Source organism: Corynebacterium sp. LK26 (assembly GCF_014335085.1).
Taxonomy (GTDB): domain Bacteria; phylum Actinomycetota; class Actinomycetes; order Mycobacteriales; family Mycobacteriaceae; genus Corynebacterium; species Corynebacterium jeikeium_D.
In genome coordinates this window covers 686497-713389 of sequence record NZ_PDHB01000001.1, presented here as the reverse complement: position 1 = coordinate 713389, position 26893 = coordinate 686497, and the positions used below count along the sequence as shown (strand labels likewise).

Here is a 26893-nt window from a genome sequence, read left to right as displayed (position 1 = left end):
ACCAGTAGTAGTTGGCAGGTTGGCTCTCGATGGCGTCGTAAAGCGTTTTCAGACAGAGTAATGGCCTGGTTGAACGCGTGGTTTTGTGATTTCGTTAATCGTCAGGTAAATCTATACGGGTCCGTTGTGGAAACGCGATTTCGCGACTATGAGGGCCCCGGTGCAGATGCTCCAAAGGGGTTTCTGCTAGGTTTCGAATGACGCATACGGGGTATGGCGCAGCTTGGTAGCGCGTCCGCTTTGGGAGCGGAAGGCCGTGGGTTCAAATCCCGCTACCCCGACCAGTATCACGGGCACTCCCGTGGTCTATGAATTAATCATCGAGTTGCAGGAGAGTGCACCAGTGAAGTCTTCCGTTGAGAAGCTCAATGAGACCCGAGTGAAGATTACCGTCGAGGTCCCGTTTGACGAGCTGAAGCCAGAGTTCGACAATGCCTACAAGGCACTGGCTCAGCAGGTCCAGATTCCGGGCTTCCGTAAGGGCAAGGCACCGGCAAAGCTGATTGAGGCCCGCTTCGGCCGCGGCCCAATCCTGGAGCAGGTGCTCAACGACATGGTTCCGTCCCGCTACGACGAGGTCGTTCGCGAGGAGGAGCTGAAGGTTATCGGTCAGCCTGAGGTTGACATCACCAAGCTGGAAGACGGCGAGCTCGTCGAGTTCACCGCTGAGGTCGACGTCCGTCCGGAGATTGGGCTGCCGAAGTTCGAGGACATCGCAGTTGAGGTTGACCCGCTGGTCGCCGACGAGGAAGCTGTTGAGGCTGAGCTGCAGAACCTGCTCGCTCGCTTCGGCACCCTGACCGGCGTTGAGCGCGCAGTTGAGAAGGATGACTTCGTCTCCATCGACCTGTCCGCCACTATCGACGGTGAAGAGCTGGAAGAGGCTTCCACCGAGGGACTGTCCTACCAGGTTGGCTCCGACGATCTGATTGACGGCCTGGATGAGGCTGTTGTTGGCCTGTCCCAGGGCGAGTCCAAGGAATTCACCACCAAGCTGGTTGCTGGCGAGCACGAGGGCGAGGACGCTCAGGTCACCGTTACCGTTCAGTCCGTCAAGGTCCGCGAGCTGCCGGAAGCTGACGACGACTTCGCTCAGATGGCTTCCGAGTTCGACACCATCGAGGAGCTGAAGGAAGACCTGGCACGCCAGGTCGAGAACACCAAGAAGGGCGAACAGGCTCAGCAGGTCCGCGACAAGGTCCTGGCTGCCGCAATGGAGCAGACCACAATCGCTCTTCCGGAGGGTGTTGTCAAGGAGCAGGTCGAGGGCCAGCTGCAGCAGCTGCTGGGTCAGTTCGGCGGCGACGAGAAGGTTCTGAACTCCATGCTGGAGGCCCAGGGCACCACTCGTGAGCAGTTCGACGAGGACTCCAAGAAGTCCGCTGAGGAAGCTGTTCGCACCCAGCTGTTCCTGGATGCACTGGCTGAGGAGATCCAGCCGGACGTTTCCCAGCAGGAGCTCACCGACCACATCCTGTTCACTGCTCAGTCCTACGGCATGGACCCGAACCAGTTCATCCAGCAGATTCAGCAGTCCGGCCAGCTCGGCAACCTGTTTGCAGACGTTCGCCGCGGCAAGGCTCTGGCCACCTCGATCCTGAAGGCTTCCGCCAAGGACACTGAGGGCAATGAAATCGATCTGAACGAGTACTTCGGTGAGGTCGAAGCTGAGGCTGAGAAGGCTGAGTCCGACAAGGCTGAGGACAACTCGGCTGAGTAAGCCCCGCCGTTAGCGCGACGCATTCCTTATGCTGCAACGCTTATAGCGAACAAGGGCCGTTCCTGAAACAAAGGGACGGCCCTTTTCGTTACCCTCTAGTGAACGACAAACTCGCACACGTACGAAGAAGGAGTACACAGATGAGCGATAACGCCCAGATGTCGACGAACACGGTTTTCGACAAGCTGCTCAAGGAGCGCATTATTTGGCTGGGTGAGCAGGTCGACGACGAGATTGCCAACAAGCTCTGCGGTCAGATGCTGCTCCTGGCAGCTGAGGACCCGGAGGCGGATATCTCGCTGTACATTAACTCCCCGGGTGGCTCCGTCACCGCCGGCATGGCCATTTACGACACCATGCAGTTTGTTCCGTGCGACGTGGCTACCTACGGCATGGGCTTGGCAGCTTCCATGGGTCAGTTCCTGCTCGCCGCAGGTGCTAAGGGCAAGCGTTACGCACTGCCGCACGCCCGCATTATGATGCACCAGCCATCTGCAGGTATTGGCGGTACCGCATCCGACATCACCATTCAGGCTGAGCAGTTCGCTGCCACCAAGAAGGAGATGGCTCGTCTGATTGCGCAGCACACCGGTCAGCCGGTCGAGCGCATTGAGGAAGACTCGGACCGCGACCGCTGGTTTACCGCAGCTGAGGCTAAGGAATACGGCCTGGTTGACCACGTCGTGACCGCTCTCAAGGACACCGCACGCTAAAAGCGGACAGTAGCGAATAATTAGAGGCGATTTAATCAACATGGAGATGAACAATATGCAGATGCCGCAGTCGCGCTACGTGCTTCCTTCTTTCGTGGAGCACTCCAGCTTTGGTGCTAAGGAATCCAACCCATACAACAAGCTCTTCGAAGAGCGCATTATCTTCCTCGGCTCCCAGGTCGATGACACCGCCGCTAACGACATCATGGCGCAGTTGCTGGTGCTTGAGGGCCTGGACCCGGATCGTGACATCACGATGTACATCAATTCCCCAGGCGGCTCCTTCACCTCGCTGATGGCCATCTACGACACGATGCAGTACGTGCGTCCCGACGTGCAGACCGTGTGCCTGGGCCAGGCTGCCTCCGCGGCAGCCGTGCTGCTCGCTGCGGGTGCACCGGGTAAGCGTGCAGCTCTGCCGAATGCGCGCGTTCTCATTCATCAGCCGGCTACCCAGGGAATCCAGGGCCAGGTTTCCGACCTGGAGATTCAGGCGAACGAAATCGAGCGCATGCGCAAGCTGATGGAGGAGACGTTGGCTCGCCACTCCGGTCGCACTGCAGAGCAGATCCGCAAGGACACCGACCGTGACAAGATCCTGACCGCTGAAGAGGCCGTCGAGTACGGCATCATCGACCAGGTCTTCGAGTACCGCAAGCACAACGCCTAAATGGGGACATGGTCTCTTTGGAGTGCTGCGCACTGGCCGTCGTAAAGCACCGGGCGAGATCGCGTGAAATTCGCCTCGCCCCTGGCGTGGAAGCCGGTATTTGCGCACACTCACGGTAGGCTGGTCTGAAGCAGTTATTGGCAACGAAGCGGAAAGGCGGCGGCGGGAGCCTCATGGCGCGTATGCAAGAAAGTGCGGATTTGCTGAAGTGCTCTTTCTGTGGAAAGAGTCAGAAGCAGGTCAAGAAGCTGATTGCCGGACCTGGTGTGTACATCTGTAATGAGTGCATCGAGCTCTGCAACGAGATCATCGAAGAGGAGCTCAACACCGGCGGCGAGGCAACTGGCAACGACGACCGCCTGCCGCGGCCGATGGAAATTCGAGACTTCCTCGATGAGTACGTCATCGGCCAGGACATGGCTAAGCGTACCCTAGCGGTAGCGGTCTACAACCACTACAAGCGCCTTCGTGCTGCGGAGACCAAGTCGGACAACGACGTCGAGCTGCAGAAGTCGAACATCCTCTTGCTGGGGCCGACTGGCTGCGGCAAGACGTACCTCGCGCAGACACTGGCTCGCAAGCTGGATGTGCCGTTCGCGATTGCTGACGCCACCAGCCTGACCGAGGCCGGCTATGTCGGTGAGGACGTGGAGAACATCCTGCTGAAGCTGCTGCAGGCGACTGATTTCGACGTCGAGAAGGCACAGCGCGGCATCATTTACGTCGATGAGATTGACAAGATTTCGCGCAAGTCCGAGAACACTTCCATCACTCGCGATGTCTCCGGTGAAGGTGTGCAGCAGGCGCTGCTGAAGATTCTCGAGGGAACCGTAGCCGCCGTGCCCCCGCAGGGTGGGCGCAAGCTGCCGAACCAGGAGTTCATTCAGTTCGACACTTCCAACGTCCTGTTCATCGTCGCCGGTGCGTTTGCCGGTCTGGAAAAGGTCGTTCAGGAGCGAGTCGGCAAGAAGGGCCTGGGCTTCGGAGCAGATGTCACCTCGGCTAACGACGAGGACATGAAGGATCCATTCCGCGACGTGCTGCCGGAGGACCTCGTTCGATTCGGCCTGATTCCCGAGTTCATTGGCCGCCTGCCCGTTATCGCATCGGTCACCAACCTCGATGAGGACGCGCTGGTTCGCGTACTCACCGAGCCCAAGAACTCCCTGGTCCGCCAATACCAGCACCTGTTCGACATGGATGGTGTGCGCCTCACCATCGACGACGAGGCACTGCGCGCCATTGCTGCCAAGGCGATTAGCCGCAATACCGGCGCCCGTGGTCTGCGCGGCATCATGGAAGAAATCTTGGTTCCCGTGATGTTCGACGTACCAGAGCGTGACGACGTTGCGGAGGTCATTGTCCACAAGGAATGCATCACGGACGGTGCAGCGCCAGAACTCGTTGAACGCAGCGCGGACAAGAAGACTGCGTAAAGGTAGCTGAAAACCCGGTTAGAGCGCCTGCTCTAACCGGGTTTTGATGTCTGTGGGGAGCCCTAGTCGTCCATGCCGTAGATGTCGCGGTAATCCGGGGCATCATCAGCAGCCAAGTCCTGAGTCTCTGGGTTGGGCTGATCGCCATAGACCTCTGCGCCAAGCGCGGACGAGTTCGCGCCATGGGAGGCCAGCAAGGAAGTGTACGAGCTTCCCGGTTCGTTGCGAGGCGAGGATGTCAACAGGCTGGTCACGGTGTCCTGTGCGAACTCACGCAGCTTGTCCGACAGCACCGTCGACTGCATTTCAATGCCGTAGAGGTTTTCAAAAGTCCGTTGGTGCAGGGTGGGGAAGGTGGCCAGTGAGAGCACGAGAATATAAAGATCAAGTGCGGAAATGTCAGTGCGGAATGCACCGTAATCGCGGCCGAGCAACAAGATGCGGTCAAACTCCAAAACAATTGGGCTCTGACCACCAAGCCCAGTCACGCCTTCTAGCGGCAGGACCGGATGTAGGTTTTCCTGGATGATGAACCGCACGGCGAGCGGGTTCGCCGAGAAGTAGTCATAGATAACACCGACCACATGCTGCAGGGCTTCCACCGGCACATTGGAGTGCGGGCGCAGGTCGTCGTCGTCAGGCCTTACGGTCTCCAGCACATGTGCCCACGTCGCCCTGTAGAGTCCCAACTTGTCACCACAGTGGTAGTGAAGCATGCGCTTGGAGACACCAGAGGCGGCAGCAATGGCATCCAAACGGGCATCTGCATACCCCTTTGCGGTGAATTCTTGAAGTGCTGCCACCAAGACTGCATGGGGGATTGCATCAGAGGAGCCTGGAGACTTCATGAAAATCCTTTGCTTGGACTAGAGAGAGACTAAGGGGTTTTGGCTATCTAACGGGGGTGAAATTGGTCAGTCGCGGACTTCTTTCTAGTGAAATGAGTACACGACCGTAAGTCATGCCTAATGCTATCCGTTTTTCAGAAATGGCCTGAGCGCATCGCCCCCGTCTGCGCCAATTCTGTAGTCGCATTAGAGTGGGCAGCGAATTGATTCTCTCTCGAGAAAGGCCTGAAGTGAACAAGACTCCCGTAAAGGTTGCAGTTACCGGCGCCGCCGGACAGATCGCTTACTCCCTGCTCTTCCGCATTGCCAGCGGTTCGGTTTTCGGCCCTGAGACCCCGGTTGAGTTGAACCTGCTGGAGATCACTCCGGCGCTGCACGCCACCGAAGGCGTCGCCATGGAGCTGTTTGACTCCGCCTTCCCGCTTCTGACTGGCATCAACATCACCGATGATCCGGCAAAGGCATTCGACGGTGCCAACGCCGCCTTCCTGGTCGGTGCAAAGCCGCGCGGCAAGGGCGAGGAGCGCTCCGCACTGCTGGGCGCCAACGGCAAGATCTTCGGCCCGCAGGGTGCTGCACTGAATGATCACGCAGCAGACGACATCAAGGTTCTGGTTGTCGGCAACCCGGCCAACACCAACACCATGATTGCCGCATCCCACGCTAAGGACATCCCGGCAGAGCGCTTCACCGCCATGATGCGCCTGGACCACAACCGTTCCCTGTCTCAGCTGTCGGAAAAGATTGGTGTTCCGACCACTGAGATCAAGAACATGATTGTCTGGGGTAACCACTCCGCAGACCAGTTCCCGGACATCACCTACGCCACCATTGCAGGCGAGAAGGTCTCCGACAAGGTGGACGCTGCGTGGGTCGAGCAGGACTTCATTCCGCGTGTCGCCAAGCGTGGCGCAGAAATCATCGAGGTCCGTGGTTCCTCCTCCGCAGCTTCCGCTGCCGCAGCCGCAGTTGACCACATGCGTGACTGGGTCACGGGTACCCCAGAGGGCGAGTGGGTCTCTGTCGCCCTTCCGTCCGATGGCTCCTACGGCATCGACGAGGGCCTGGTCGCTGGTGTTCCGTGCTACGCCAAGGACGGCGAGTGGGTTCGCGTTGAGGGCCTGGATCTCTCCGAGGTTCAGCGCGCTGGCATCGAGCGCAACGTCAAGGCACTGCGCGAAGAGCGCGAGGCTGTTAAGGACCTGCTGGTCTAAGAGCTGTTCAACGGCCGTTTAGAGGCGCTCTCTTGTGATGATTTCACAAGAGAGCGTTTTTATTTTGCGCGGTAATCGCGGTTTGGCTCGGAGCGGGAGAAAGGCTTGAATTAGGCGGTGTATAAGTCGCTGATGGCAGATATGGGTGGGGCGCAAGGGCCGTCGTAAAGCCCCTGGAAAACCAAATCCGGGCAAGGCGCTAAGATGTGACGCGTGACTGAGAACAACGTGGACCTAAACAGAGCAGATAAGTTGCCCAAGTCGTGGAACCCGGCTGACGTGGAGTCGGACCTGTACCAGGGCTGGGTAGACGCTGGCTATTTCGAGGCTGATCCGTCTAGCTCCAAGCCGGCTTACTCTATTGTGCTGCCCCCGCCGAATGTGACGGGTCAGCTGCACATGGGCCACGCACTGGACCACACTTTGATGGATGCGCTGGTGCGCCGTAAGCGCATGCAGGGCTACGAGGTGCTGTGGCTGCCGGGTATGGACCACGCGGGTATCGCAACGCAGACCAAGGTCGAGGCGATGCTGAAGGAGTCCGAAGGTAAGGACCGCTTCGATTACGGCCGCGAGGAATTCGTGGAGAAGGTCTGGGAGTGGAAGCACGATTACGGCGGACGTATCGGCAACCAGATGCGCCAGATTGGTGACTCCCTGGATTGGTCACGTGAGCGCTTCACTCTGGACGAGGGCCTGTCCCGTGCGGTTCAGACGATTTTTAAGGAACTGTTTGACCGCGGCCTGATTTACCGCGCCAAGCGCATGGTCAACTGGTCGCCAGTGCTGCAGACTGCAATCTCGGATATTGAGGTCAAGTACGAGGACGCTGAAGGCGAGCTCGTGTCTTTCCGCTACGGCGATGGGGAGGACTCCATTGTTGTGGCGACGACTCGTGTGGAGACGATGCTGGGTGACGTGGCAATTGCCGTGCACCCGGAGGATGAGCGCTACACGCACCTGGTGGGCAAGGTTCTGGACCACCCGTTCCGCGAGGACCTGAAGATTCAGGTCATCGCCGATGACTACGTGGACCGCGAGTTCGGTACCGGCGCGGTGAAGATCACGCCGGCGCACGATCCGAATGACTTCGCTATGGGCCAGCGCCACGACCTGGATATGCCGGAGGTCATCGACACCACTGGCCGTATCTTCAACACTGGCACGCGTTTCGACGGCATGGATCGTGCAGAGGCCCGTACTGCGCTGACGGAGGCGCTGCGTGAGCAGGGACGCATTGTCAAGGAGATTCGCCCGTATGTTCACTCGGTTGGTCACTCGGAGCGCTCGGGTGAGCCGATTGAGCCGCTGCTGAGCTTGCAGTGGTTCGTTAAGGTCGATGAGCTGGCCAAGATGTCCGGCGATGCTGTTCGCGAGGGCGACACGGTTATTCACCCGGCTTCGCAGGAGCCGCGCTGGTTCGACTGGGTCGATGACATGCACGACTGGTGTATTTCCCGTCAGCTGTGGTGGGGCCACCGCATCCCGATCTGGTACGGCCCGAATGGCGAGGTCGTCTGTGTCGGCCCGGATGATGAGGTCCCGACGGGCGACGGCTGGACGCAGGATCCGGATGTGCTGGATACCTGGTTCTCCTCTGCGCTGTGGCCGTTTTCCACGATGGGTTGGCCGGACGCCACCCCAGAGCTGGAGAAGTTCTACCCGACATCCGTGCTGGTCACCGGCTACGACATTCTGTTCTTCTGGGTCGCGCGCATGATGATGTTCTCGACCTTTGCTGCCACCCTGCCTGATTCACCGCTGGGCAAGGGTCGCGACGGTCGTCCGCAGGTGCCGTTCAAGGATGTCTTCCTGCACGGTCTGGTCCGCGATGAGCAGGGTCGCAAGATGTCGAAGTCTCTCGGCAACGGCATTGACCCGCTGGACTGGGTGCGTGATTACGGTGCGGACGCACTTCGCTTCACGCTGGCTCGTGGCGCTAACCCGGGCTCTGACCTGCCGGTCGGTAACGACGCCGCACAGAGCTCCCGTAACTTCGCTACCAAGCTGTTCAACGCCACCCGCTTTGCACTGATGAACGGTGCCCACGTGGGCGAGCTGCCGGACCGTGACCAGCTCACCGACACCGACCGCTGGATCTTGGACCGCCTGGAACAGGTCCGCGCCGAAGTCGACTCTGCGCTGGATAAGTACGAGTTCTCCAAGGCCAACGAGGCCCTCTACCACTTCGCATGGGACGAGGTCTGTGACTGGTACCTGGAGATGACCAAGGTTGACTTCCCACGCCTGAATGACGGCGAGACCATGACCGAGGAGCAGGCCGCCCGAGCCGCCTCCACTCGTCTGGTTCTAGGCCGCGTGCTGGATACGCTACTGCGTCTGCTACACCCGTCCATGCCGTTCGTCACGGAGACGCTGTGGAAGGCGCTTACCGACGGCGCGGAGGGCTTCGAGGACTCTCTGGTTATTTCCGCCTGGCCGGATGCAACCATGACCACCGACGGCGCTGCTGTTGATGAGGTTGCCGCACGTCGTATTGCCGATGCCCAGAAGTTGGTCACCGAGCTGCGTCGTTTCCGCAATGACCAGGGTGTGAAGCCGTCGCAGCGCGTGCCGGCACGCATGAACCTGGCGGATGCTGATCTGACTGCTCAGGAAGAGATGATTCGTTCGCTGGCTCGTGCTGAGGCACCGGAGGACGGCTTCACCGCTACCGCTTCCATTGAGGTGCGCCTGTCTCAGGCCACGGTCCTGATCGAGCTGGATACCTCCGGCACCGTCGACGTGGCCGCTGAACGCAAGCGTCTGGAAAAGGACCTGGCCAAGGCAGAGAAGGAACTGGCCGGCACCGAGAAGAAGCTCGGCAACGAGGCCTTCCTGTCCAAGGCTCCGGAGCAGGTCGTGGAGAAGATTAAGACTCGCCACCAGTTCGCACTGGAGGAGATTGACCGTATTAAGGCTCGTTTGGAGGGACTTCCGCAGGCATGACCGATCCACGGGATGCTGAACCACGTGATGAGGCCGCAGGCGAGATTCGTTTGAATCTTGGCGGCGAGGACGATTCGGTGACGCAGGAAGAGTCTGCGGTGCGAGAGGAGTCCACTGCAGCGCCTGAGTTTGAATTCGATCCGGCTGACTCTCAGATCGTCGAGGACCTTGAACCTCGCGAAATCGCCGGTGTGATGGCCGATGGCCGCATGCCCGATGACATGCGCCTCGGTGAGGTCTCCGTGTCCGAGGAGGGCCTGAGCCTGCCCGTCGATGTGGATCGCCCAGTCAACGAGCCGGCTCCGCTGGAGGCCACCGCAGAGGAACTGCGCGAGCTCGCAGAGGTGGAAGCCGAGCTGGATCAGCGCTGGCCGGAGACCAAGATTGACCCGTCGCTCGAGCGGATCGAGATGCTGATGGACATCCTTGGCCATCCTGAGCGTGCCACTCCGGTCATTCACGTTGCCGGCACGAATGGCAAGACTTCCACTGTGCGCATGATTGAGTCGCTGGTGCGCGCTCTCGGTCGTCGCACCGGCCGCACCACCAGTCCGCATCTGCAGCTGGTTACCGAGCGCATCGCCATCGATGGCCAGCCCATTCATCCACGCGATTACGTGCGCATCTGGCGCGAGATTCAGCCCTACGTGGAAATGGTTGACGCCAAGTCCGCCGAAAAGGGCGGCCCGCAGATGAGTAAGTTCGAGGTCCTCACGGCCATGGCCTACGCTGCCTTCGCCGACGCTCCTGTCGATGTCGCCGTGGTGGAAGTCGGCATGGGTGGCACATGGGATGCGACCAACGTGGTGGAGGCCGACGTGGCAGTCATCTGCCCAATTGGTCTCGATCACACGGAGTACCTCGGCGATACCCTGGTTGAAATCGCTGCTGAGAAGGCCGGCATCATCAAGTCGCGGTGGAATAAGGACGACTTGCTCACGCCACCGGACAATGTCGCCATTGTCGGCGAGCAAGAGCCGGAAGCAATGGACGTCGTTTTGCGACGTGCCGTGGAAATGGACGCCTCCGTCGCCCGCGCCGGAGTTGAGTACGGCGTCGTCAGTCATCAGCTGGCGGTCGGCGGGCAGAACCTGACGCTCAAGGGCCTGGCCGGCGAGTATGACGATATCCATCTGCCGCTGCACGGTCCGCATCAGGCGCGTAACGCAGCCACAGCACTGGCTGCGGTGGAGGCGTTCTTCGGCGCAGGTCCGGGGCGTCCGCTCAACATTGATGCGGTTCGCGAAGGCTTTGCGACGGTCGCATCGCCCGGCCGTCTGGAGCGCGTGCGCTCGACCCCGACGGTGTTTATCGATGCCGCCCACAATCCGCACGGTGCCCGTGCGCTACGCACGGCCCTCTCCGCTGAGTTCGACTTCCGCCGTGTGATTGGTGTGCTGTCGGTGCTGGGGGAGAAGGATGCTCGTGGGCTGCTGGTGGAGCTGGAGCCTTACTTCGAAGAAGTGGTTATTACCCAGAACACATCGCCGCGTGCGCTGCACTACGACGACCTGGCTGACCTCGCGGAGGAGATTTTCGGCGAGGAGCGCGTGCATCGCGTGCCAACTCTGCCGTCCGCCGTTGAGCTAGCTGTCGCGCTGGCTGAGGAAACCGACACCGGTGACGGTATTGTCTCTGGTTCCGGTGTGATTGTCACTGGATCTGTTGTTACCGCGGGCGAGGCCCGGACACTATTTGGAAAGGACCCGCAATGAGCGAATCTCAGGCGAGCCAGCCACAGGGCAATGGCGCGGAGGATTACACCGCTGCCGACCGCGAGGCCCTGCGCGCCTACCGCGAGGGGCGTGACCTGAGTGAGGGCGGCAAGTATGGTCCGCTCGGTGCGGGACACGATCCGGCTAAGGACCCGCTGAAGGGTCTGCGCGGTGTTATGTCCGGCACGCTGATTATGCAGGCTATTTCGGTGCTGCTTGGTCTGACTGTGGTCACGCGCATTCCCGACGGCCAGATTAACCAGACCTTCTCGGTTACGTACATCACCATCCTGGGCTTGGCTCTGATTGCGATGGCCTTCCTGCAGAAGCAGCCTTGGGCACTGAAGGCGAACATTGTGCTGCAGGTCTTTGGTGTGCTGGCTATCTTCACGCACGTGTCTATGGGCGTGGTGGGTATTTTCTTCGCCCTGGTGTGGGCCTACATTCTGCATCTGCGGAAGAACCTCCTCCAGCGTATGGAGCGCGGTCTGTTGACCACCCAGCACTCGTAAGTCTCCCGCGCTCGTAGTCGCGACTTTCACCCCGCTGCACCACCACTCCGGTGCAGCGGGGTTTGTCATAGTATGATGCTCACCATGACTGAACGTACTCTTATTCTGATCAAGCCGGACGGCGTTTCCCGCGGTCTGGTCGGCGAAGTTATCTCCCGCATCGAGCGCAAGGGCCTGAAGCTGGTCGCGCTTGACCTCCGTGTTGCTGACGAGGCAACTGCGAAGGAGCACTACGCAGAGCACGTCGATAAGCCGTTCTTTGGTGAGCTGGTTGATTTCATCACCTCTGCACCGCTGGTCGCTGGTGTTATCGAGGGCCCGAACGCAATCGCTGCGTGGCGTCAGCTCGCTGGCGGCACCAACCCGGTTGAGGCCGCAACTCCGGGCTCCATCCGCGGTGACTTCGCACTTGAGGTTGCTAACAACGTTGTTCACGGTTCCGATTCTCCGGAGTCCGCTGAGCGCGAGATTGGTATTTGGTTCCCGAACCTCTAAACGTTGACGGTTCAGCATTGACCCGTGAGCGTTGAACTGGCGCCGAACTGAGCAAGCAATTGTTTGCCGGTTCGGCGCTTTTTGCTTGTCGACGACCGTGGGGCGGCCCTTCAGCGGGCTGCACGTGTGAATGCGGGCACGGGCTGCAAATGTGAAACTGTAGGAGTTTATGACACTTTCCGGCAATTTTTCAGGCCATTTCTGTCATAAACGCAGTCAGTAACTCGGATTGGCCCGCCGCCACCAATGTCGGTGCGCGCCACCTGCTCGATATGTGCGACAATGGACAGCAGCAGTAGTGCCCGGGAGTTCGCTCCGGCGGATGAAATATGCCGCATGTGATCGCTGAATCCCCGAGTCAGCCGGTAGGCCTGCCAATAAGCTTTCATAATTGTTCATCGTTTTCGGCCCTCTATCTGCGCATTTGGCGCAAATGAAGTGGCTGTCGCAACATCGTTGCTCCGCCTGGTTTCCAAGGCCACAACGGATGTAGGCGCACATGGAATGACAAAGAGTGTGCTTCCTGTTGTCGGGTTTTGCGTGGTGGGGTGTCAAGGAGAAACAAATACAGTGGCAAATTTCAGCCAGGATGTTGTCGCTAAGGCACGCGAATTTGATCGTGAGTCAGCGGCTCTGAAAACCCGAGTCCACCACCTGGCCAAGAGCTTGGGGTTGACCTCGAAGGAAACCATCGAAGCACTGGGGCACGCGGGGATCGTCGTAAAGTCCGCTGCGTCCACCATTAATCAAAATCAGCTCGACGCAGTGCTGAATTTCATCGGTGATCATCCAGAGGATGCCTCGCTTGACGACGGATCCGCTGCGACCAAGCCAACCGGCGAAAAGCCAGCCGCGAAGGAAAAACAGTCGGCAGGTAAGCCGAACGCGGCAGATGAGAAGTCGGACGAGCAAACTGCAGCTAAGTCCGAGAAGAAGCCAGCTGCGAAGAAGAGCGGCAAGAAGTCGGCTGCGAAGAAGGCCACAAAGAAGGCTGCGCCGAAGGCAGCCAAGAGCGAAGCGGAGTCGGACGCAGCGCCTGCCGAGGAAGTGACCGAGAAGAAGGACACCAAGAAGGCCTCGGCTAGAAAATCCTCGGCAAAGCAGAGCGCAGAGAAGCAGAGCGCAGAGAAGCAGAGCACGACTAAGAAGCGAGCAACGCGTAAGCGGGCTGTGAAGAAGACCGCTGGCGCTCCGGAAGAAACCGCTGCGAAGGACGAGCAGAAGGACTCGAACTCGGTCGTCGAGGAAGCTGTTGAGGCTGTCGTTCAGTCGTCGTCGAAGAAGGCTGCAGACAAGAATGCTTCCGATAAGAAGGCTGCCGACACCGTAGCCGAGACCGCTGAGAAAACCTCCGCTGAGGAAGCTTCCGCCGAAGCACCTGCTGCAAAGAGCGCTGCAGTGACCACACGTCGTGGCCGCCGAGTTCGCCGTGCGGTCCGCACGACCAGCGCTCCAGTGGCAGAGGAAGCTCAGGAAGCGCAAGAGCCGCAGAAAACGCAAGAGCCGCAGGATACGCAGGCAACTCAGAGCGAAGCCCTGCAAGACATCGAGCCGCCGGTAGTCCCGGAGCCGCCGGTTGCGGAAGAGCAGACCGCGTTTGCGCCTATCTTCCTGGCGCCGCAGGCTGTCCCGGCTACGGCCAAGAATTCGGCCACCGAGGATGCAGCTTCAGCTGACAACGGGGCCTCCAACCAGGGCACCGATGACAACGCGGGGGAGGGGCAGGACGGCTCGTCGTCAAGCGAAACGGAGCGTCAGCCGCGCCCGCGTCGTCGCCGTCGTGGACGTGGGCGTCGTAATGATGACGCGCAACAGGCGGAGAAGACCACCGAAAACACAGAGCGCGAGGAAGAGGAAACCCGCGAAGAGGTCGAGGAACCGCAGGCGATTAAGGGATCGACTCGCCTGGAGGCGCAGCGACGTCGCCGTATCGAGCGTCGTGAGGAATCGCGCAAGCGCCATGTAATCTCGGAGGCGGAATTCCTGGCTCGTCGTGAGTCGGTGGAGCGCACGATGGTGGTGCGTGAGCGCAAGCGCCATGACCACGCGGGCATTGTCACTGAGGTGGGTGTGCTGGAAGATGACCTGCTGGTCGAGCACTTCGTTACCTCTGACACGCAGACCACGCAGATCGGCAATATCTACCTCGGTCGCGTGCAGAACGTCCTGCCCAGCATGGAAGCGGCGTTCATCGATATCGGAACCGACCGCAACGGTGTCATTTACGTAGGTGACCTGAACTGGAAGCTGCTGGGCACGAAGTCGCGTTCGCGCAAGATTGAACATGCGCTGAAGGCCGGCGACCAGATTTTGGTCCAGGTGTCCAAGGACCCGATTGGTCACAAGGGTGCGCGTCTGACCACCCACATTTCGATGGCTGGTCGATTCCTGGTGTACGTGCCGGGCGGCCGGAGCGCGGGTATTTCCCGCAAGCTGCCGGAGCCGGAGCGCAAGCGCCTGAAGTCGATTCTGAGCGAGGTTACGCCGGAGGGCTCGGGCACGATTATCCGTACCGCAGCCGAGGGTGTGTCCAAGGAGGCCATCGAGGCCGACATCAAGCGCTTGGAGTCGCAGTGGCAGGAGATCTGGGAAGCCTCCGAGGCAGCGAAGGCGAAGCGTGGAGCAAAGCCGATTGCGCTGTACGAAGAGCCAGACATGCTGGTCAAGGTCGTCCGCGACGTCTTCAACGAGGACTTCTCGCGTCTCGTGGTGGAGGGCGATTGCCCGTGGAACACAGTGACGGACTACATCGGCGACCTGGCACCAGAGCTGGAGCCGCGACTGCAGCGCTACTTCGCCAAGGAGCACGGCGGCGCTGATGTCTTCGAGCACTTCCGCATCGATGAGCAGCTGGCCAAGGCACTCGACCGCAAGGTCTGGCTGCCTTCGGGCGGCACGCTGGTCATCGACCGCACCGAGGCCATGACGGTCATCGACGTCAACACCGGTAAGTTCACCGGCGCTGGCGGAAACCTGGAAGAGACGGTCACTCGCAACAACCTGGAGGCCGCTGAGGAAATCGTCCGCCAGATGCGTCTGCGCGATCTGGGCGGCATGATTGTCGTCGATTTTATCGACATGGTGCTGCCGGAAAACCAGGACTTGGTGCTGCGCCGTCTGAAGGAGGCCCTGGGCCGCGACCGCTCGCGTCACGAGGTCTCCGAGGTCACCTCGCTCGGCCTCGTCCAGATGACTCGCAAGCGTCTGGGCACAGGCCTGCTGGAGACCTTCTCCACGCCGTGTAGCTGCTGCAATGGCCGCGGTCTGATTATCCACATCGATCCGGTTGAGCAGGACAATCAGGGCCGTGGCCACAAGAATGGCCGTCGCAACGACGAGCAGGACAAGTCCAAGCGCCGCAACAAGTCGCGCTCGGAGCACAATCCGGCCAACCACCCGGCCGCGCTGGCCATGCACCGCGATCAGAGCGACCAGGCAGGCTCTTCCAAGGCAACGCGTGACGACGACACGGAGACCAACCAGCGCGATAAGGACGCAGCCGACAAGCGTGTCGCAGCTGCTGTCGAAGCTGTCATCGTCTCTTCTGAGAACGATGAGCCGAAGCCGCCGCGTCGTCGCCGGGTTCGTAAGAGCCAGGGCCGAAACGATGAGCAGCGACAGAACGGCCGTGGCCGTCAGGAGCGCCGCGAGCGTACTGAGCAATCGGAGAACTCCAATGACCTGGCTGCTCTGGCTGCCGCAGCTGTTGCGGAAGCCCGTGAGAAGGACCCAGAGGAGCCGTCGGATGACCGTTACATGCCGCAGGAGGGGCAGCGCCGCCGCCGTCGGGCTACGCGTCGCCGTGTAGCGGAGCATGTTGCCGTTGATTCGGCTGCACGCGACGCTGATGACCGCGACGAAGAATATGGTGATCGTCGCAAGCGTTCGGAGCGCCCGACCCGTGCTGAGCGTGCCGAGCGCACCGATAACGGTGGAGGCCGTGGCGACGCTGAACGCTCCAGCAGCGCTAGCGCTCGACATCGCCGTCGTCGCGCTGTGCGTCGTACTGCTGTGGATGAAACCACTGCGCCTCAGGCTGGGTCTCAGGCAGCTTCCACCACAGATGTGAGGGAGCCAGCCAGGAATGGCAAGGGCGGCAACGCTAACAAGACCGGTAAGGCTGTGGCCGAGGAGTCCCAGACCTATGAGGAGGCGAAGGAGGCGTTCGAGCGTTCTCCACGCCGTCGTCGTCCGACGCGCGGTAACTCTCGCTCGGATCGCGCACCGCGCCGCGAGGACTTCGAGTCCACTAAGCCAAAGGCGGACGCTGAAGGCAGCAAGGGCGGAGATCGTGCGAAAGACAACCGCGATGACAGCAACCGCAGCACCAACCGCAGCGCCAACCGCAGTGGCGGTGGACGCCGCTCGGGCAAGTCACGGGTTGAGGTCGTAGCGGTCCAGGGCACGGGAGCTCGCCGTAATCGCCGTCGGGCGGTGCGCAGGGTCTCGTCGCAAAGCGATGCCGGAGCGACTGCGCCGAAGCAGCGACAGGGCGCTTCAAACCGCGCTACTAAGCCAGAGCAGAAGCAGGCTAATCGCGGTGCTGCGGCGCCGGAGACGAAACCGGCCAATCGTCGTCGCCGCGTGCGTCGTGCGGTGCGCCGAAGTGGCCAGAACTAGGTATTGGAAACCTGGAGTAAGACCAGATAGAAGGCTGTTTTCCGTTCCCTAAAGCAGGGGGTGGAAAGTGGCTTCGGAAACTGCCCGGGAAGACCGTGAAAACCAATGGGGGACAGGGTCTTACTCGGGCAGTTTGTAATTTAGGGGGATTTTTCGCTACTCTTGACCAGTCGCTGATTAGTAGGCGTATCTGGTCATGCCCACTGGTGCTTGAGGCGCTGGTGGTAAGGAAACGGCCAGAGCGGGGAAATCTACTCGGATTTGGCTTTCGGGTATGTCCCTGAAGTGTTCTGCACACGCAACTAATCGCAATTCCATTGTCCAGTCAAGGAATTACAAAGATTCCTTGAGTCGAGTTTCTCAGATAAAGGGGTAGCCCTCCTATGTACGCGATCGTCAAGACCGGCGGCAAGCAGTACAAGGTTGCCGAAGGTGACCTCGTCAAGGTCGAGAAGATCGAGGGTGAGCCGGGTTCGTCCGTGGCTCTCACCCCGGTTCTGCTCGTCGATGGCGCAGATGTCATTGCGGATGCCGACAAGCTTGCCAACGTTACCGTTAACGCAGAGATCGTCGAGGCCGCTAAGGGCCCGAAGATCCGCGGCATGCACTACAAGAACAAGACTGGCTACAAGCGCCGCTACGGCCACCGTCAGCCGCTCACTGTTCTGAAGATTACCGGCGTCTCCAAGTAAACCGCCGAAATTCCAATTAGCTTTTCCCTAGGAGAAAATCATGGCTACTAAGAAGGGTGCATCCAGCACCAGCAACGGCCGCGACTCCGAAGCTAAGCGCCTCGGCGTGAAGCGCTTCGGCGGCCAGCAGGTTAAGGCAGGCGAGATTCTCGTTCGTCAGCGCGGTACCTCGTTCCACCCGGGTGAGAACGTTGGCCGTGGCGGCGACGACACTCTCTTCGCTCTGAAGGCAGGCGCAGTCGAGTTCGGTACCCGCCGTAACCGCCGCATTGTCAGCATCGTTGAGAATAACTCCTAAGAACAACCCTCGGTTGTCCACATAGGATTACTGCAACGTTGAATTTGAGGCAGGTTTAACTGCCTTGCAGAAGAGCCGATTCCTTTCCCACTGCGAAAGGTAATCGGCTCTTTTGTTGTTTATTACTGTTTCGCGCTTTTAGGTTGCGAGGCAGCGTTTTGTTACCGCCTAGACTTCTGCCCGTCGGCTCGCTTAAATTAGGGCATTACTCCAGGCACTAGAAGATGGCTCTCCGCTCGGAAGTGTGTGTGATTTTATGTCTCGTTTTGTAGATCGTGTCGTACTGCATTTGCAGGCCGGCGACGGTGGTCACGGCTGTAACTCGGTGCTGCGTGAAAAGTTCAAGCCACTCGGCGGGCCCGATGGCGGCAACGGTGGCCACGGTGGCGACATTGTGCTGGTCGTCGACCCGCAGATTCACACTCTGATGGACTTCCACTTCCATCCCCACATCAAGGCTGCCAACGGTAAGCCCGGCGCGGGTGATCACCGCAATGGTGCTCGCGGCGAGGACCTGGTTCTCGGAGTGCCGGAGGGCACGGTTGTGATGACCGAGGATGGGGAAGTGCTGGCGGACATGACCGGTAAGGGGGACCGCTTCATCGCCGCTGAAGGCGGTTACGGTGGCCTGGGCAACGCAGCGCTGGCGAACAAGAACCGCCGTGCGCCGGGCTTCGCTCTCCTCGGTGAGCCTGGCGAGGCCAAGGATCTTGTCTTGGAGCTCAAATCCATGGCAGACGTTGGACTGGTGGGCTTCCCGTCAGCCGGAAAGTCCTCGCTGGTCAGCACCTTGAGCGCTGCTAAGCCGAAGATTGGTGACTACCCATTTACCACGCTGCAGCCGAACCTGGGTGTGGTCAACGTTGGCTACGAGTCCTTCACCATCGCAGATGTGCCGGGCCTTATCCCGGGGGCGTCTGAAGGCCGTGGTCTTGGGTTGGATTTCCTGCGTCACATTGAGCGCTGTGCTGTGCTGGTGCATGTGGTGGACGCTGCTGCGCTGGAGGGCGACCGCGATCCGGTCTCTGACATCAAGGCGTTGGAGGCGGAACTCGCCAACTACCAGTCGGTGCTGAAGGCCGACGTGGGGCTTGGGGACCTCGCAGAGCGTCCGCGCGTCATCGTGCTGAACAAGATTGACCTGCCCGATGCTCGCGAGATGATTGACATGCAGCGCGAGGAGTTGGAGAAGTTCCGCTGGCCGATTTATGAGATCTCTACGGTGACGCACGAGGGACTCAAGGAGCTGACCTACGGCCTGAAGGATCAGATTGCCGCCTACCGCAAGGCGCATCCGTTGCCAACAGAGCAGGAGCCCCGTGCGGTCATCCGTCCGGAAGGTGTGCGTGGCAAGAAGCGCGAAGGCGCGGACTTCACCATCGAGCGCGATCCGAATACCCCAGATGGGTTCATTGTGCGTGGCCGTAAGCCGGAACGCTGGATTAACCAGACGGACTTCGAAAACGACGAGGCAGTCGGCTACTTGGCTGACCGCCTGGCCAAGCTTGGTGTAGAAGATGCCCTGGCAAAGGCTGGGGCAACGGTTGGCTGCCCGGTGACGATTTCCTATCTCACCTTCGAGTGGTACCCGCAGCAGGTCGCGGGCACCGATGACTTCGTGCCGAGTGGCCGTGGTACCGACGATCGTCTCTACGTCAACGAGCGCACTAGCGCTGAGCAGCGTAAGCGTGCATCGCAGGCCCGCCGTGGTCTGATTGACGAGTACGATTTCGGAGATGGCGAAGAGGCTATTCGCGACCGGTACTCATAGTCGCGGGCGCCAGCGTCGTCGGCAAGCGAAGACTTCAAACTTGCATTTTGCCATTAATTGTTTAAACAATTATATAGTCAGAATTACATTAGACCGTCATGTTTTCCATTAGTGAAATGAGTGAGTCAGTTATCCCTTCCGACACCGTTGCCAACGATGTTGACGTCACTGGAGCAGATGCATTAGATGCCCCGGTAGCTACCCCGAAGTCTGAATCGGACGCGCCGATTTCCCGTGAGGAGGTCGACGAGCTGCTTCACAACAATCCTGAGTCCACCGTCGCTGAGATTGAAAAGGCGACTGAGAATTTATCTCCGGGAACCAAAGGCGGTTTCGATTCCGAGACTCGTGAGGCAATTCGGACCGCGAAGCGTGTCGTGGTGAAGATTGGTTCTTCCTCGTTGACCGGATCTGACGGTCGTACCGATCCCGAACGCATCGACTTCATTGCCGATGCCCTGGAAAAGCGGATGGGCTTTAGCGATGTCATTGTCGTGTCCTCCGGCGCGGTGGCATCCGGAATGGGGCCGCTGGGGCTGACTTCGCGTCCCACTGATTTGGCGACCAAGCAGGCGGCTGCAGCGGTGGGGCAGGTGCGCCTGGCACAGGAGTGGGGACGCTCCTTCCTGCGCTATGGCCGCACTTCTGCGCAGGTGCTTTTGACCTCGGACGATGCAGGTGTGCGTTCGCGTGCCCGCAACGCTCAGCGCACTATCGACCGCCTGCGCCAGCTGGGTGCAGTGCCAATTGTCAACGAAAATGACACGGTCGCGACCTCGGAGTTCCGCTTCGGCGACAACGACCGCCTGGCCGCCCTGGTCAGTCACCTGGCGTACTGCGATGCACTGATTCTGCTTTCCGACGTCGACGGCCTCTACGACCGCAACCCGGCCGATCCAGGTGCAACCTTTGTGCCAGAGGTGCGCAGCGGTAACGACTTGCGTGGTGTTATCGCCGGTGACGGTGGGGCATTGGGCACCGGTGGAATGGCCTCGAAGGTGTCTGCCGCACGCCTGGCTTCGCGTGCTGGGGTGCCGGTGCTGCTGACTTCGGCGTCCAACATTGAGCGAGCACTGGACCAGGCAGATGTGGGAACCGCTTTCGCCGCGAAGGACAACCGCTTGAGCGCCTGGAAGTTCTGGATGCTCTACGCAGCGGATAGCTCGGGCCTGCTTCGCCTGGATGCCGGCGCGGTCGACGCTGTGACCCGCATGCGCAAGTCGCTGCTCCCGGTCGGTATCACCTCGGTTGACGGTGAGTTCTCCGCTGGTGACATCGTCGACCTGATTGGCCCGAGCGGTGAGGTCATCGGACGCGGCGAGGTCAACTATGACTCTGAAGAATTGCTGGGCATGATCGGCTACCACACCGAGGAATTGCCGAATGACATGCAGAAGCCTGTCGTCCATGCCGACTACCTGTCGGATTTCGCCTCCCGCGCTTAGGAGAGCGTTGCGCTGAGAGCTGCAGCGCTTAAAGACGCGCACCTGGGCGCGCCCGGACAGAGGTGCCTCGGCAAAGACCGGCTGAGTGGGGACTAGCTGAGTGCGGACTGGCTGGGGGGAGGAGCGCCTGAGCGCGGACTGCCTGGATGAGGAACTTTCGGGCATAATCCTAAGTGTGTTATCGAAAATTATTGGCGTCATCGGCGAGTTGCTCTTGACAGCTGGAGTGCTGGTGGCGCTCTTCGCCTTTTATCTGCTGTACTGGTCTGGTCTTGAAACTGGGAAAGCTCAGCAGCAGGCTCGTGATGAGCTGCAGCAGGCATGGTCCGCACCGGCATCGGCCGCAGCTCAGGCGCCAGAAGGCACGGAGCCAGCTGTTGAGGGCTCCTGGGTGCCTGGCTCTGCGGTGGCGATGATTTCCGCTCCTAAGGCCGGTTTTAGCGATTTGGTCGTATTCGAAGGTGTCTCTCAGGAAGTTTTGCGCGGTGGCCCCGGCCATTATCCGAGCACAGCCCTTCCGGGGCAGGTGGGCAACAGCTCTTATGCCGCCCATCGTGACGGCCACGGAGCTCCCTTTGACAACATTGACCGCCTGCAGACGTGCGATGACATCACCGTAGAGACGCGTGATGCTATTTACCGCTACAAGGTATTGCCGGTCGACGGTATGGCTGGCGCAGGGGAAAGCTTCGACTGCGTGCCAGAAGGAACTAACGTCCCCGAGATTCCCGGCCAGCACATTGTCACTCCAGACCGCGCCGATGTCCTCAATCCGGTCGGTGACGCGACTCTACTTACGCTGACTACCTGCCATCCGCAGTGGGACAACACTCATCGGCTCATTATTCACGCGGTTCTCGCCGGTGTTGAGACCAAGGAGGTCAACTAGATGTACGCAGCTTTTTGGCGATCCCTGCCGGGTCCGTGGTGGGTGAAAGCGATCATCACCATCGTGATTGCCGTCATCGTGTTCCTGCTGTTGATGAATTACATCTTTCCTTGGGTTGCTGAGCTAATTCCTTCAAATGATGTCTCACTCTAGTTATGCTGGTAGGCATGACTGCTCAAACGAACGAAACTGCTAACACCATTCAACAGGGCATTGCCGAGGATTCGGCTCTTAGCCCGGAGCGTGCTGCTGAGCGCGCCGAGGTTTTAGATAAGGCACAGCGTGCCAAGGCTGTCGCGGGAGAGCTGGCTCGCTTTACGTCGGCACGCAAGAACGAGCTCCTGCTGGCCGCAGCAGATGCGCTGGTCGCCCGTACTGAGGAGATTCTGGTAGCCAACGCCAAGGACATCGAGGCCGGTAAGGCCCGTGGTTTTAGTGACTCCCTGCTGGATCGCCTGCGTCTTGACGCCAATCGTGTTGAGGGTATTGCCGGTGGGCTGCGCCAGGTTGCGGCCCTGCCGGATCCGGTAGGCGAGGTGCTGCGGGGAAGCACTCTTCCTAACGGCATTAAGCTTTCCCAGGTCAGCGTTCCGCTGGGCGTGATGGGCATGGTCTATGAGGCTCGCCCGAACGTTACTGTCGATGCCTTTGGTCTGGCGCTGAAGTCGGGCAACGTGGCCTTGCTGCGTGGCTCCAAGTCCGCCGTCCACTCCAACACGCAGCTGGTCGCGGTTTTGCGTGAGGTGCTGGCCAACCACGATGCACCGGAGGACCTTGTTCAGCTGCTGCCGTGTGAGACCCACGATTCCGTGCAGGATCTCATCACTGCCCGCGGCCTGGTTGACGTAGTGATTCCGCGCGGCGGTGCCGGTCTGATTGAGGCCGTCGTGACGAAGGCAACGGTGCCGACCATTGAGACCGGTACCGGTAACTGCCATATCTACATCGATGCTTCCGCCGATATCGACGAGGCGATTGCGCTGATGATTAACGGCAAGACCCGCCGTCCGAGCGTCTGTAACGCCACTGAAACGGTTCTCATTGACTCGGCGCTGTCCGCGCAGGATCAGGTCCGCATTTTGGACGCGCTTGCCGACGCGGGCATTGCGGTCCACGGCGATGTCGATAATCTGGCGGCCTCTGGGTGGACCGGTGAGGTCATTCCTGCGACGGAAGAAGACTGGTCGGATGAGTACCTTTCGCTAGACATTGCCGCACGCATTGTCGACGGTGTGGTGGCCGCGACGGATCACATCACTGAGTACTCCTCGGGTCACACGGAAGCTATCTCTGCACGTGACTGGGGCGTGTGCCAGGAGTTCGTCGACCGTGTTGATGCTGCCGCTGTCAGCGTCAATACCTCCACTGCGTTCACCGATGGTGAGCAGTACGGTTTCGGCGCAGAGATTGGTATTTCCACCCAGAAGCTGCACGCCCGTGGGCCCATGGGGCTGCCGGAGTTGACCAGCAGCAAGTGGGTTCTGGCTGGTCGTGGACAGACTCGTCCGTAGTGCCCGGGTAAAGTGCCAGTCATGATTAAGCGCAAGAAAAGTGTGCGGTCGCGAGTACACGCCGCGTTGACAGCGAAGTCGGCGGAAGCGCCCCGGCAGCGCATTGGCGTAATGGGTGGCACTTTTGACCCCATTCACAATGGTCACCTGGTTGCCGCGAGCGAAGTGGCAGACCGTTTTGACCTCGACTTTGTGCTTTTCGTGCCCACGGGTGAACCGTGGCAAAAACGCGGCCGGAAGGTCTCTCACAGCGAAGACCGCTACCTGATGACGGTCATTGCCACTGCGTCGAACCCGCAGTTTTCGGTCTCGCGGGTTGATATTGATCGGCCGGGTGCGACCTATACCGTCGATACGCTGCGGGATTTGAAGGTCATCTATCCCAACGCGGATCTGTTCTTCATTACCGGTGCCGATGCGCTGCAGAAGATTATGACGTGGCGGGACTGGGAGGAGATGTTCGACGCAGCAACGTTCGTCGGTGTCACTCGTCCAGGGGTTCACCTGCGGGCAGAGGACCTGGAAGGAATCGACGCTTCACGGTTGCACCTCATCGAGATTCCCGCCATGGCTATTTCTTCTACCGATTGTCGAAAGCGTGCGGAGGCAGGACGCCCTGTTTGGTACTTGGTGCCGGATGGCGTGGTGCAGTACATCGCTAAGCGGGGTCTGTACCAGTCTGCTGAGGGCACGGTTGGTTCTGTGGGCCCCGCATCGGTGAACTCGACCTCCGAGGATGCGGCATCGGTGGATGCGAAGTCCGATACCGCGGACTGAAAGTTAGCAAAATCCCGCTGAGACGGTAAGTTACAAGTACAAACGCTGTTTTTCACGACTTTTAATCACAAGGAGCTGAAGTCTTTCGTGACTGCACAACCACGCGCCATTGAGCTGGCGACCGCCGCGGCGAAGGCCGCCGATAGCAAAAAGGGTGAGGACGTCGTTGTTCTCGATGTCTCTGGCCCGGTGGTGATTACGGACGCATTCGTCCTGGTCAGTGCTGACAATGAGCGTCTGGTTGCCGCAATCGTCGACGAAATTGAGGACGATCTGCGTGACCTCGGCGCAAAGCCGGTTCGCCGCGAAGGTGTCCGTGAGGGACGTTGGGCGCTGCTGGATTACGGCGACATTGTCGTGCATGTCTTCCGCAGTGAAGAACGCGACTTCTACGGCCTGGATCGACTGTGGCGCGATTGCCCGCGCATCGAGGTCGAGGGCATCGAGCAGCCGAGCAACGAGGACGGCGAAGATTCCGCCCGCAATGCTCGTTCTATCGACGAGATTCCGCTGGCTGCCGAAAACCCGGACACGGACGAGTTTTAATTGTGGCGGGCTCACGCGAGGCACATGTTGCCGCTCGACGTCGCCTGATTATGCTGCGGCACGGGCAGACCTCGTATAACGCTACCGGCCGCATTCAGGGACAGCTGGACACGCAGCTTTCCGACGTTGGTCGCGAGCAAGCCCGTACTGCGGCGCAGTACCTGGCGGAGGCTGAACCGCGAATCACAAAAATCGTGTCCTCTGACCTGACCCGGGCAGCCGACACCGCCCGCGCGCTAGCCGAGGCCACCGGTGCAGAGTTGAGTTTTGATAAGCGCCTGCGTGAGACCAACCTCGGTGAATGGCAAGAGCGCACCTACGACGAGATTGACTCCGCGTTTCCCGGTATGCGTGACCACTGGCGCCATAATCTCAACTGGGCACCCAAGGGCGGCGAGACCCGCTTTGAGGTCTCCAACCGAATGCTGGCGGTCATTGCTGAGCTAGCGGCCAACCCCGATTGGGAGTCGGATACCTTTGTGCTCGTGTCCCACGGTGGTGCCATTGCTGCCGCTACCGCAGCCCTGCTGCAGATGCCGCGCGACTACTTCAGCACGTTCAACGGCCTGGGCAACACTGCGTGGGTCGAAATGGAGCAGCGCACGCGCGTCAATGGTGAGACCTCCTGGTACCTGAATGCTTTTAACGCGAAGGTCCGCGAGCGGGAGTCCCAGGTTTCTGATTCTTCAGGAGGCCGCCATGCCCGGTGACGGTCGCGTTCGCATTGTTGTTGATGACACCGCGTGCTTGATGCCCGAGGTTGCCCGCAAGCTCGACATCACCGTGGTTCCCATCGGCCATGACATCAATGAAGACGCCGTCACCACGTCGGCAGTCAGTCCACTGAAGCTGTGCGCCGCATATGCGCGTGCGCTGGAACGCTCCAACAAGGATGGTTCTGACGCTGGCGTTGTCGCCCTGCATCTTGGCAAGGGAATGTCCGCTACCTGGTCTAACGCTGTCACCGCTGCTGGTGCGCTGGACCGTGTGACCGTCATCGATACCGACACCGTCGGAGCTGGAGTCGGTGCCGCTGCCATCGCGGCGGCCAAGGCTGCGAGGGCCGGGGCCAGTCGTGATGAGGTTGCCGATGTAGCGCGTGATGTGCTGCAGCGCTATCGACTCTGGTTGTTTGTACCAAAGCTTGATTCGCTACGTCGTGGCGGTCGCATCTCCGCGGGCCAAGCGATGCTTTCTACGGCTCTCGCTATCAAGCCCATCGTCGGCATCAAAGATGGCTCACTAGCGCTGGTCGCCAAGTGTCGGACAGAGGCGAAGGTCAAGCAGCGCATGGTGGATTTTGCCACGAAGATGGTGCGGTCCGCGTCATCGGCGAACCGTCCGCCTGCGGTATTGCTGCATCATTCCGATGCGCTTGACGACGTTCACGAGCTCCAGGCCATGCTTGCCGAAGAGCTACCCGACGATACCCGGTTTAGAATCCTGGATTTGCCGGAGTCTCTTACCGCTCATGTCGGGCAGGGAGCCTATGCAGTTGGCATGGTCTCCGGTGGCTCGATTGATTCGAATGCCATGGATTTTGAAACAGAGATGGGCGTGACAGCGCTGCTCCACAGTGTGGAGGAGAGTGACGCGCCTGCTGTTGATGCTGTGGCTGCAGACGCGGTAGACGACGATTCCGGGAACATAGACAATTCCGGTGACTCTGCTGACACGGACGGTTCGGCTGAAAACGCTGGCACCACAGACCCAGGTGAGCCGATCACCGATCAGGCTGCGGTGAAGGTAGTTGAGAATCCGGCTGCCAGTCGCAACCGCAATAAACGAATCCATCGCACAGTAGTGACTAATGAACAGGGAATTCCGCTTTTCACCACGGCGGTTTCTAAATTGCCAACGTGGAGTGAGAATCGCCAAGCAGCTCTGGATAAAGCTGAGCGTCTGGCGAAGGCTATCTCTGATTTGGCGCTGCGCGATAAGTCCGATCCCGAGGGAGCTGTATTTGGCACCGATGGGGAGAAATCGCGGGAGTCGTCGTCAAGCGACAAGCGTGATGATGACGGCGACGAGAAGAAGTAGCGGCTGAACTGCGAAGATGATCTGGCCTGTGG

At 60.0% G+C, this 26893-nt stretch carries 22 protein-coding genes and 1 tRNA gene; 22 read left to right on the top strand and 1 reads right to left on the bottom strand.

Annotated features, from left to right (window positions below; all coding sequences use genetic code 11):
* Positions 1-207 precede the first annotated feature (207 nt).
* The 5 genes from CRD13_RS03125 to clpX all read left to right on the top strand — a co-directional run bounded on the left by CRD13_RS03125 (position 208) and on the right by clpX (position 4539).
* A tRNA-Pro gene (locus CRD13_RS03125) sits at positions 208-284 on the top strand.
* Complete coding sequence (gene tig, locus CRD13_RS03120) at positions 257-1720, top strand: trigger factor (RefSeq protein WP_083295680.1); 1464 nt, start codon at positions 257-259, stop codon at positions 1718-1720. Before CRD13_RS03125 ends, tig begins: the two co-directional genes overlap by 28 nt.
* A gap of 140 nt (positions 1721-1860) precedes the next feature.
* On the top strand, positions 1861-2433 hold the full coding sequence (locus tag CRD13_RS03115) for an ATP-dependent Clp protease proteolytic subunit (protein ID WP_016422302.1): 573 nt from the start codon (positions 1861-1863) through the stop codon (positions 2431-2433).
* Positions 2434-2479: 46 nt separating this feature from the next.
* A complete protein-coding gene (locus tag CRD13_RS03110; RefSeq protein WP_369707172.1) occupies positions 2480-3103 on the top strand; it encodes an ATP-dependent Clp protease proteolytic subunit in 624 nt (207 codons plus the stop codon).
* A gap of 173 nt (positions 3104-3276) precedes the next feature.
* Positions 3277-4539 carry an ATP-dependent Clp protease ATP-binding subunit ClpX gene (clpX, locus tag CRD13_RS03105; RefSeq protein ID WP_049190865.1) on the top strand — a complete coding sequence of 421 codons (1263 nt, stop codon included), beginning with the start codon at positions 3277-3279 and terminating at the stop codon, positions 4537-4539.
* 62 nt (positions 4540-4601) lie between these two features.
* Here the strand turns inward: clpX and CRD13_RS03100 are convergent, their stop codons facing one another.
* Positions 4602-5387: a TetR/AcrR family transcriptional regulator gene (locus tag CRD13_RS03100; RefSeq protein ID WP_049190863.1), complete on the bottom strand. Its 786-nt coding sequence runs from the start codon at positions 5385-5387 to the stop codon at positions 4602-4604.
* Between the two features lie 230 nt (positions 5388-5617).
* Here CRD13_RS03100 and CRD13_RS03095 point away from each other — a divergent pair, with 230 nt between their 5' ends.
* From CRD13_RS03095 to CRD13_RS03015, 17 genes are all read left to right on the top strand, one after another.
* The gene (locus CRD13_RS03095) at positions 5618-6601 is read left to right on the top strand and encodes a malate dehydrogenase (RefSeq protein WP_016422306.1); all 984 of its coding nucleotides are present in this window, start codon (positions 5618-5620) and stop codon (positions 6599-6601) included.
* A gap of 213 nt (positions 6602-6814) precedes the next feature.
* The gene (locus CRD13_RS03090) at positions 6815-9550 is read left to right on the top strand and encodes a valine--tRNA ligase (RefSeq protein WP_049170997.1); all 2736 of its coding nucleotides are present in this window, start codon (positions 6815-6817) and stop codon (positions 9548-9550) included.
* A 209-nt stretch (positions 9551-9759) separates the two neighbouring features.
* The gene (locus tag CRD13_RS03085) at positions 9760-11265 is read left to right on the top strand and encodes a folylpolyglutamate synthase/dihydrofolate synthase family protein (RefSeq protein ID WP_224784299.1); all 1506 of its coding nucleotides are present in this window, start codon (positions 9760-9762) and stop codon (positions 11263-11265) included.
* Complete coding sequence (locus CRD13_RS03080) at positions 11262-11777, top strand: DUF4233 domain-containing protein (RefSeq protein WP_049190860.1); 516 nt, start codon at positions 11262-11264, stop codon at positions 11775-11777. The genes CRD13_RS03085 and CRD13_RS03080 overlap by 4 nt, the downstream gene beginning before the upstream one ends.
* Positions 11778-11861: 84 nt before the next feature.
* Positions 11862-12272 (top strand): nucleoside-diphosphate kinase, encoded by a 411-nt coding sequence (gene ndk / locus CRD13_RS03075; RefSeq protein ID WP_038629458.1) that lies wholly within the window; start codon positions 11862-11864, stop codon positions 12270-12272.
* A 570-nt stretch (positions 12273-12842) separates the two neighbouring features.
* Positions 12843-16892: a translation initiation factor IF-2 N-terminal domain-containing protein gene (locus tag CRD13_RS03070; protein ID WP_187401239.1), complete on the top strand. Its 4050-nt coding sequence runs from the start codon at positions 12843-12845 to the stop codon at positions 16890-16892.
* A 383-nt stretch (positions 16893-17275) separates the two neighbouring features.
* A complete protein-coding gene (gene rplU, locus CRD13_RS03065; RefSeq protein WP_005511541.1) occupies positions 17276-17584 on the top strand; it encodes a 50S ribosomal protein L21 in 309 nt (102 codons plus the stop codon).
* A 40-nt stretch (positions 17585-17624) separates the two neighbouring features.
* Complete coding sequence (rpmA, locus tag CRD13_RS03060; protein WP_016422312.1) at positions 17625-17882, top strand: 50S ribosomal protein L27; 258 nt, start codon at positions 17625-17627, stop codon at positions 17880-17882.
* Positions 17883-18138: 256 nt separating this feature from the next.
* Complete coding sequence (gene obgE / locus CRD13_RS03055; protein ID WP_049171005.1) at positions 18139-19653, top strand: GTPase ObgE; 1515 nt, start codon at positions 18139-18141, stop codon at positions 19651-19653.
* Positions 19654-19751: 98 nt separating this feature from the next.
* A complete protein-coding gene (gene proB, locus CRD13_RS03050; RefSeq protein WP_049171008.1) occupies positions 19752-21098 on the top strand; it encodes a glutamate 5-kinase in 1347 nt (448 codons plus the stop codon).
* A 175-nt stretch (positions 21099-21273) separates the two neighbouring features.
* Positions 21274-21987 carry a class E sortase gene (locus CRD13_RS03045; protein ID WP_049171011.1) on the top strand — a complete coding sequence of 238 codons (714 nt, stop codon included), beginning with the start codon at positions 21274-21276 and terminating at the stop codon, positions 21985-21987.
* Positions 21988-22140, top strand: a complete 153-nt coding sequence (locus tag CRD13_RS03040) for a hypothetical protein (protein WP_016422316.1) — start codon at positions 21988-21990, stop codon at positions 22138-22140.
* A 14-nt stretch (positions 22141-22154) separates the two neighbouring features.
* The gene (locus CRD13_RS03035; RefSeq protein WP_239660012.1) at positions 22155-23498 is read left to right on the top strand and encodes a glutamate-5-semialdehyde dehydrogenase; all 1344 of its coding nucleotides are present in this window, start codon (positions 22155-22157) and stop codon (positions 23496-23498) included.
* Between the two features lie 21 nt (positions 23499-23519).
* Positions 23520-24275 carry a nicotinate-nucleotide adenylyltransferase gene (gene nadD, locus CRD13_RS03030; protein ID WP_049171017.1) on the top strand — a complete coding sequence of 252 codons (756 nt, stop codon included), beginning with the start codon at positions 23520-23522 and terminating at the stop codon, positions 24273-24275.
* Positions 24276-24362: 87 nt separating this feature from the next.
* Complete coding sequence (gene rsfS / locus CRD13_RS03025; RefSeq protein WP_005511538.1) at positions 24363-24821, top strand: ribosome silencing factor; 459 nt, start codon at positions 24363-24365, stop codon at positions 24819-24821.
* 2 nt (positions 24822-24823) lie between these two features.
* On the top strand, positions 24824-25531 hold the full coding sequence (locus CRD13_RS03020) for a histidine phosphatase family protein (protein ID WP_069359622.1): 708 nt from the start codon (positions 24824-24826) through the stop codon (positions 25529-25531).
* Positions 25521-26861 carry a DegV family protein gene (locus CRD13_RS03015; protein WP_070546419.1) on the top strand — a complete coding sequence of 447 codons (1341 nt, stop codon included), beginning with the start codon at positions 25521-25523 and terminating at the stop codon, positions 26859-26861. The genes CRD13_RS03020 and CRD13_RS03015 overlap by 11 nt, the downstream gene beginning before the upstream one ends.
* Positions 26862-26893 lie beyond the last annotated feature (32 nt).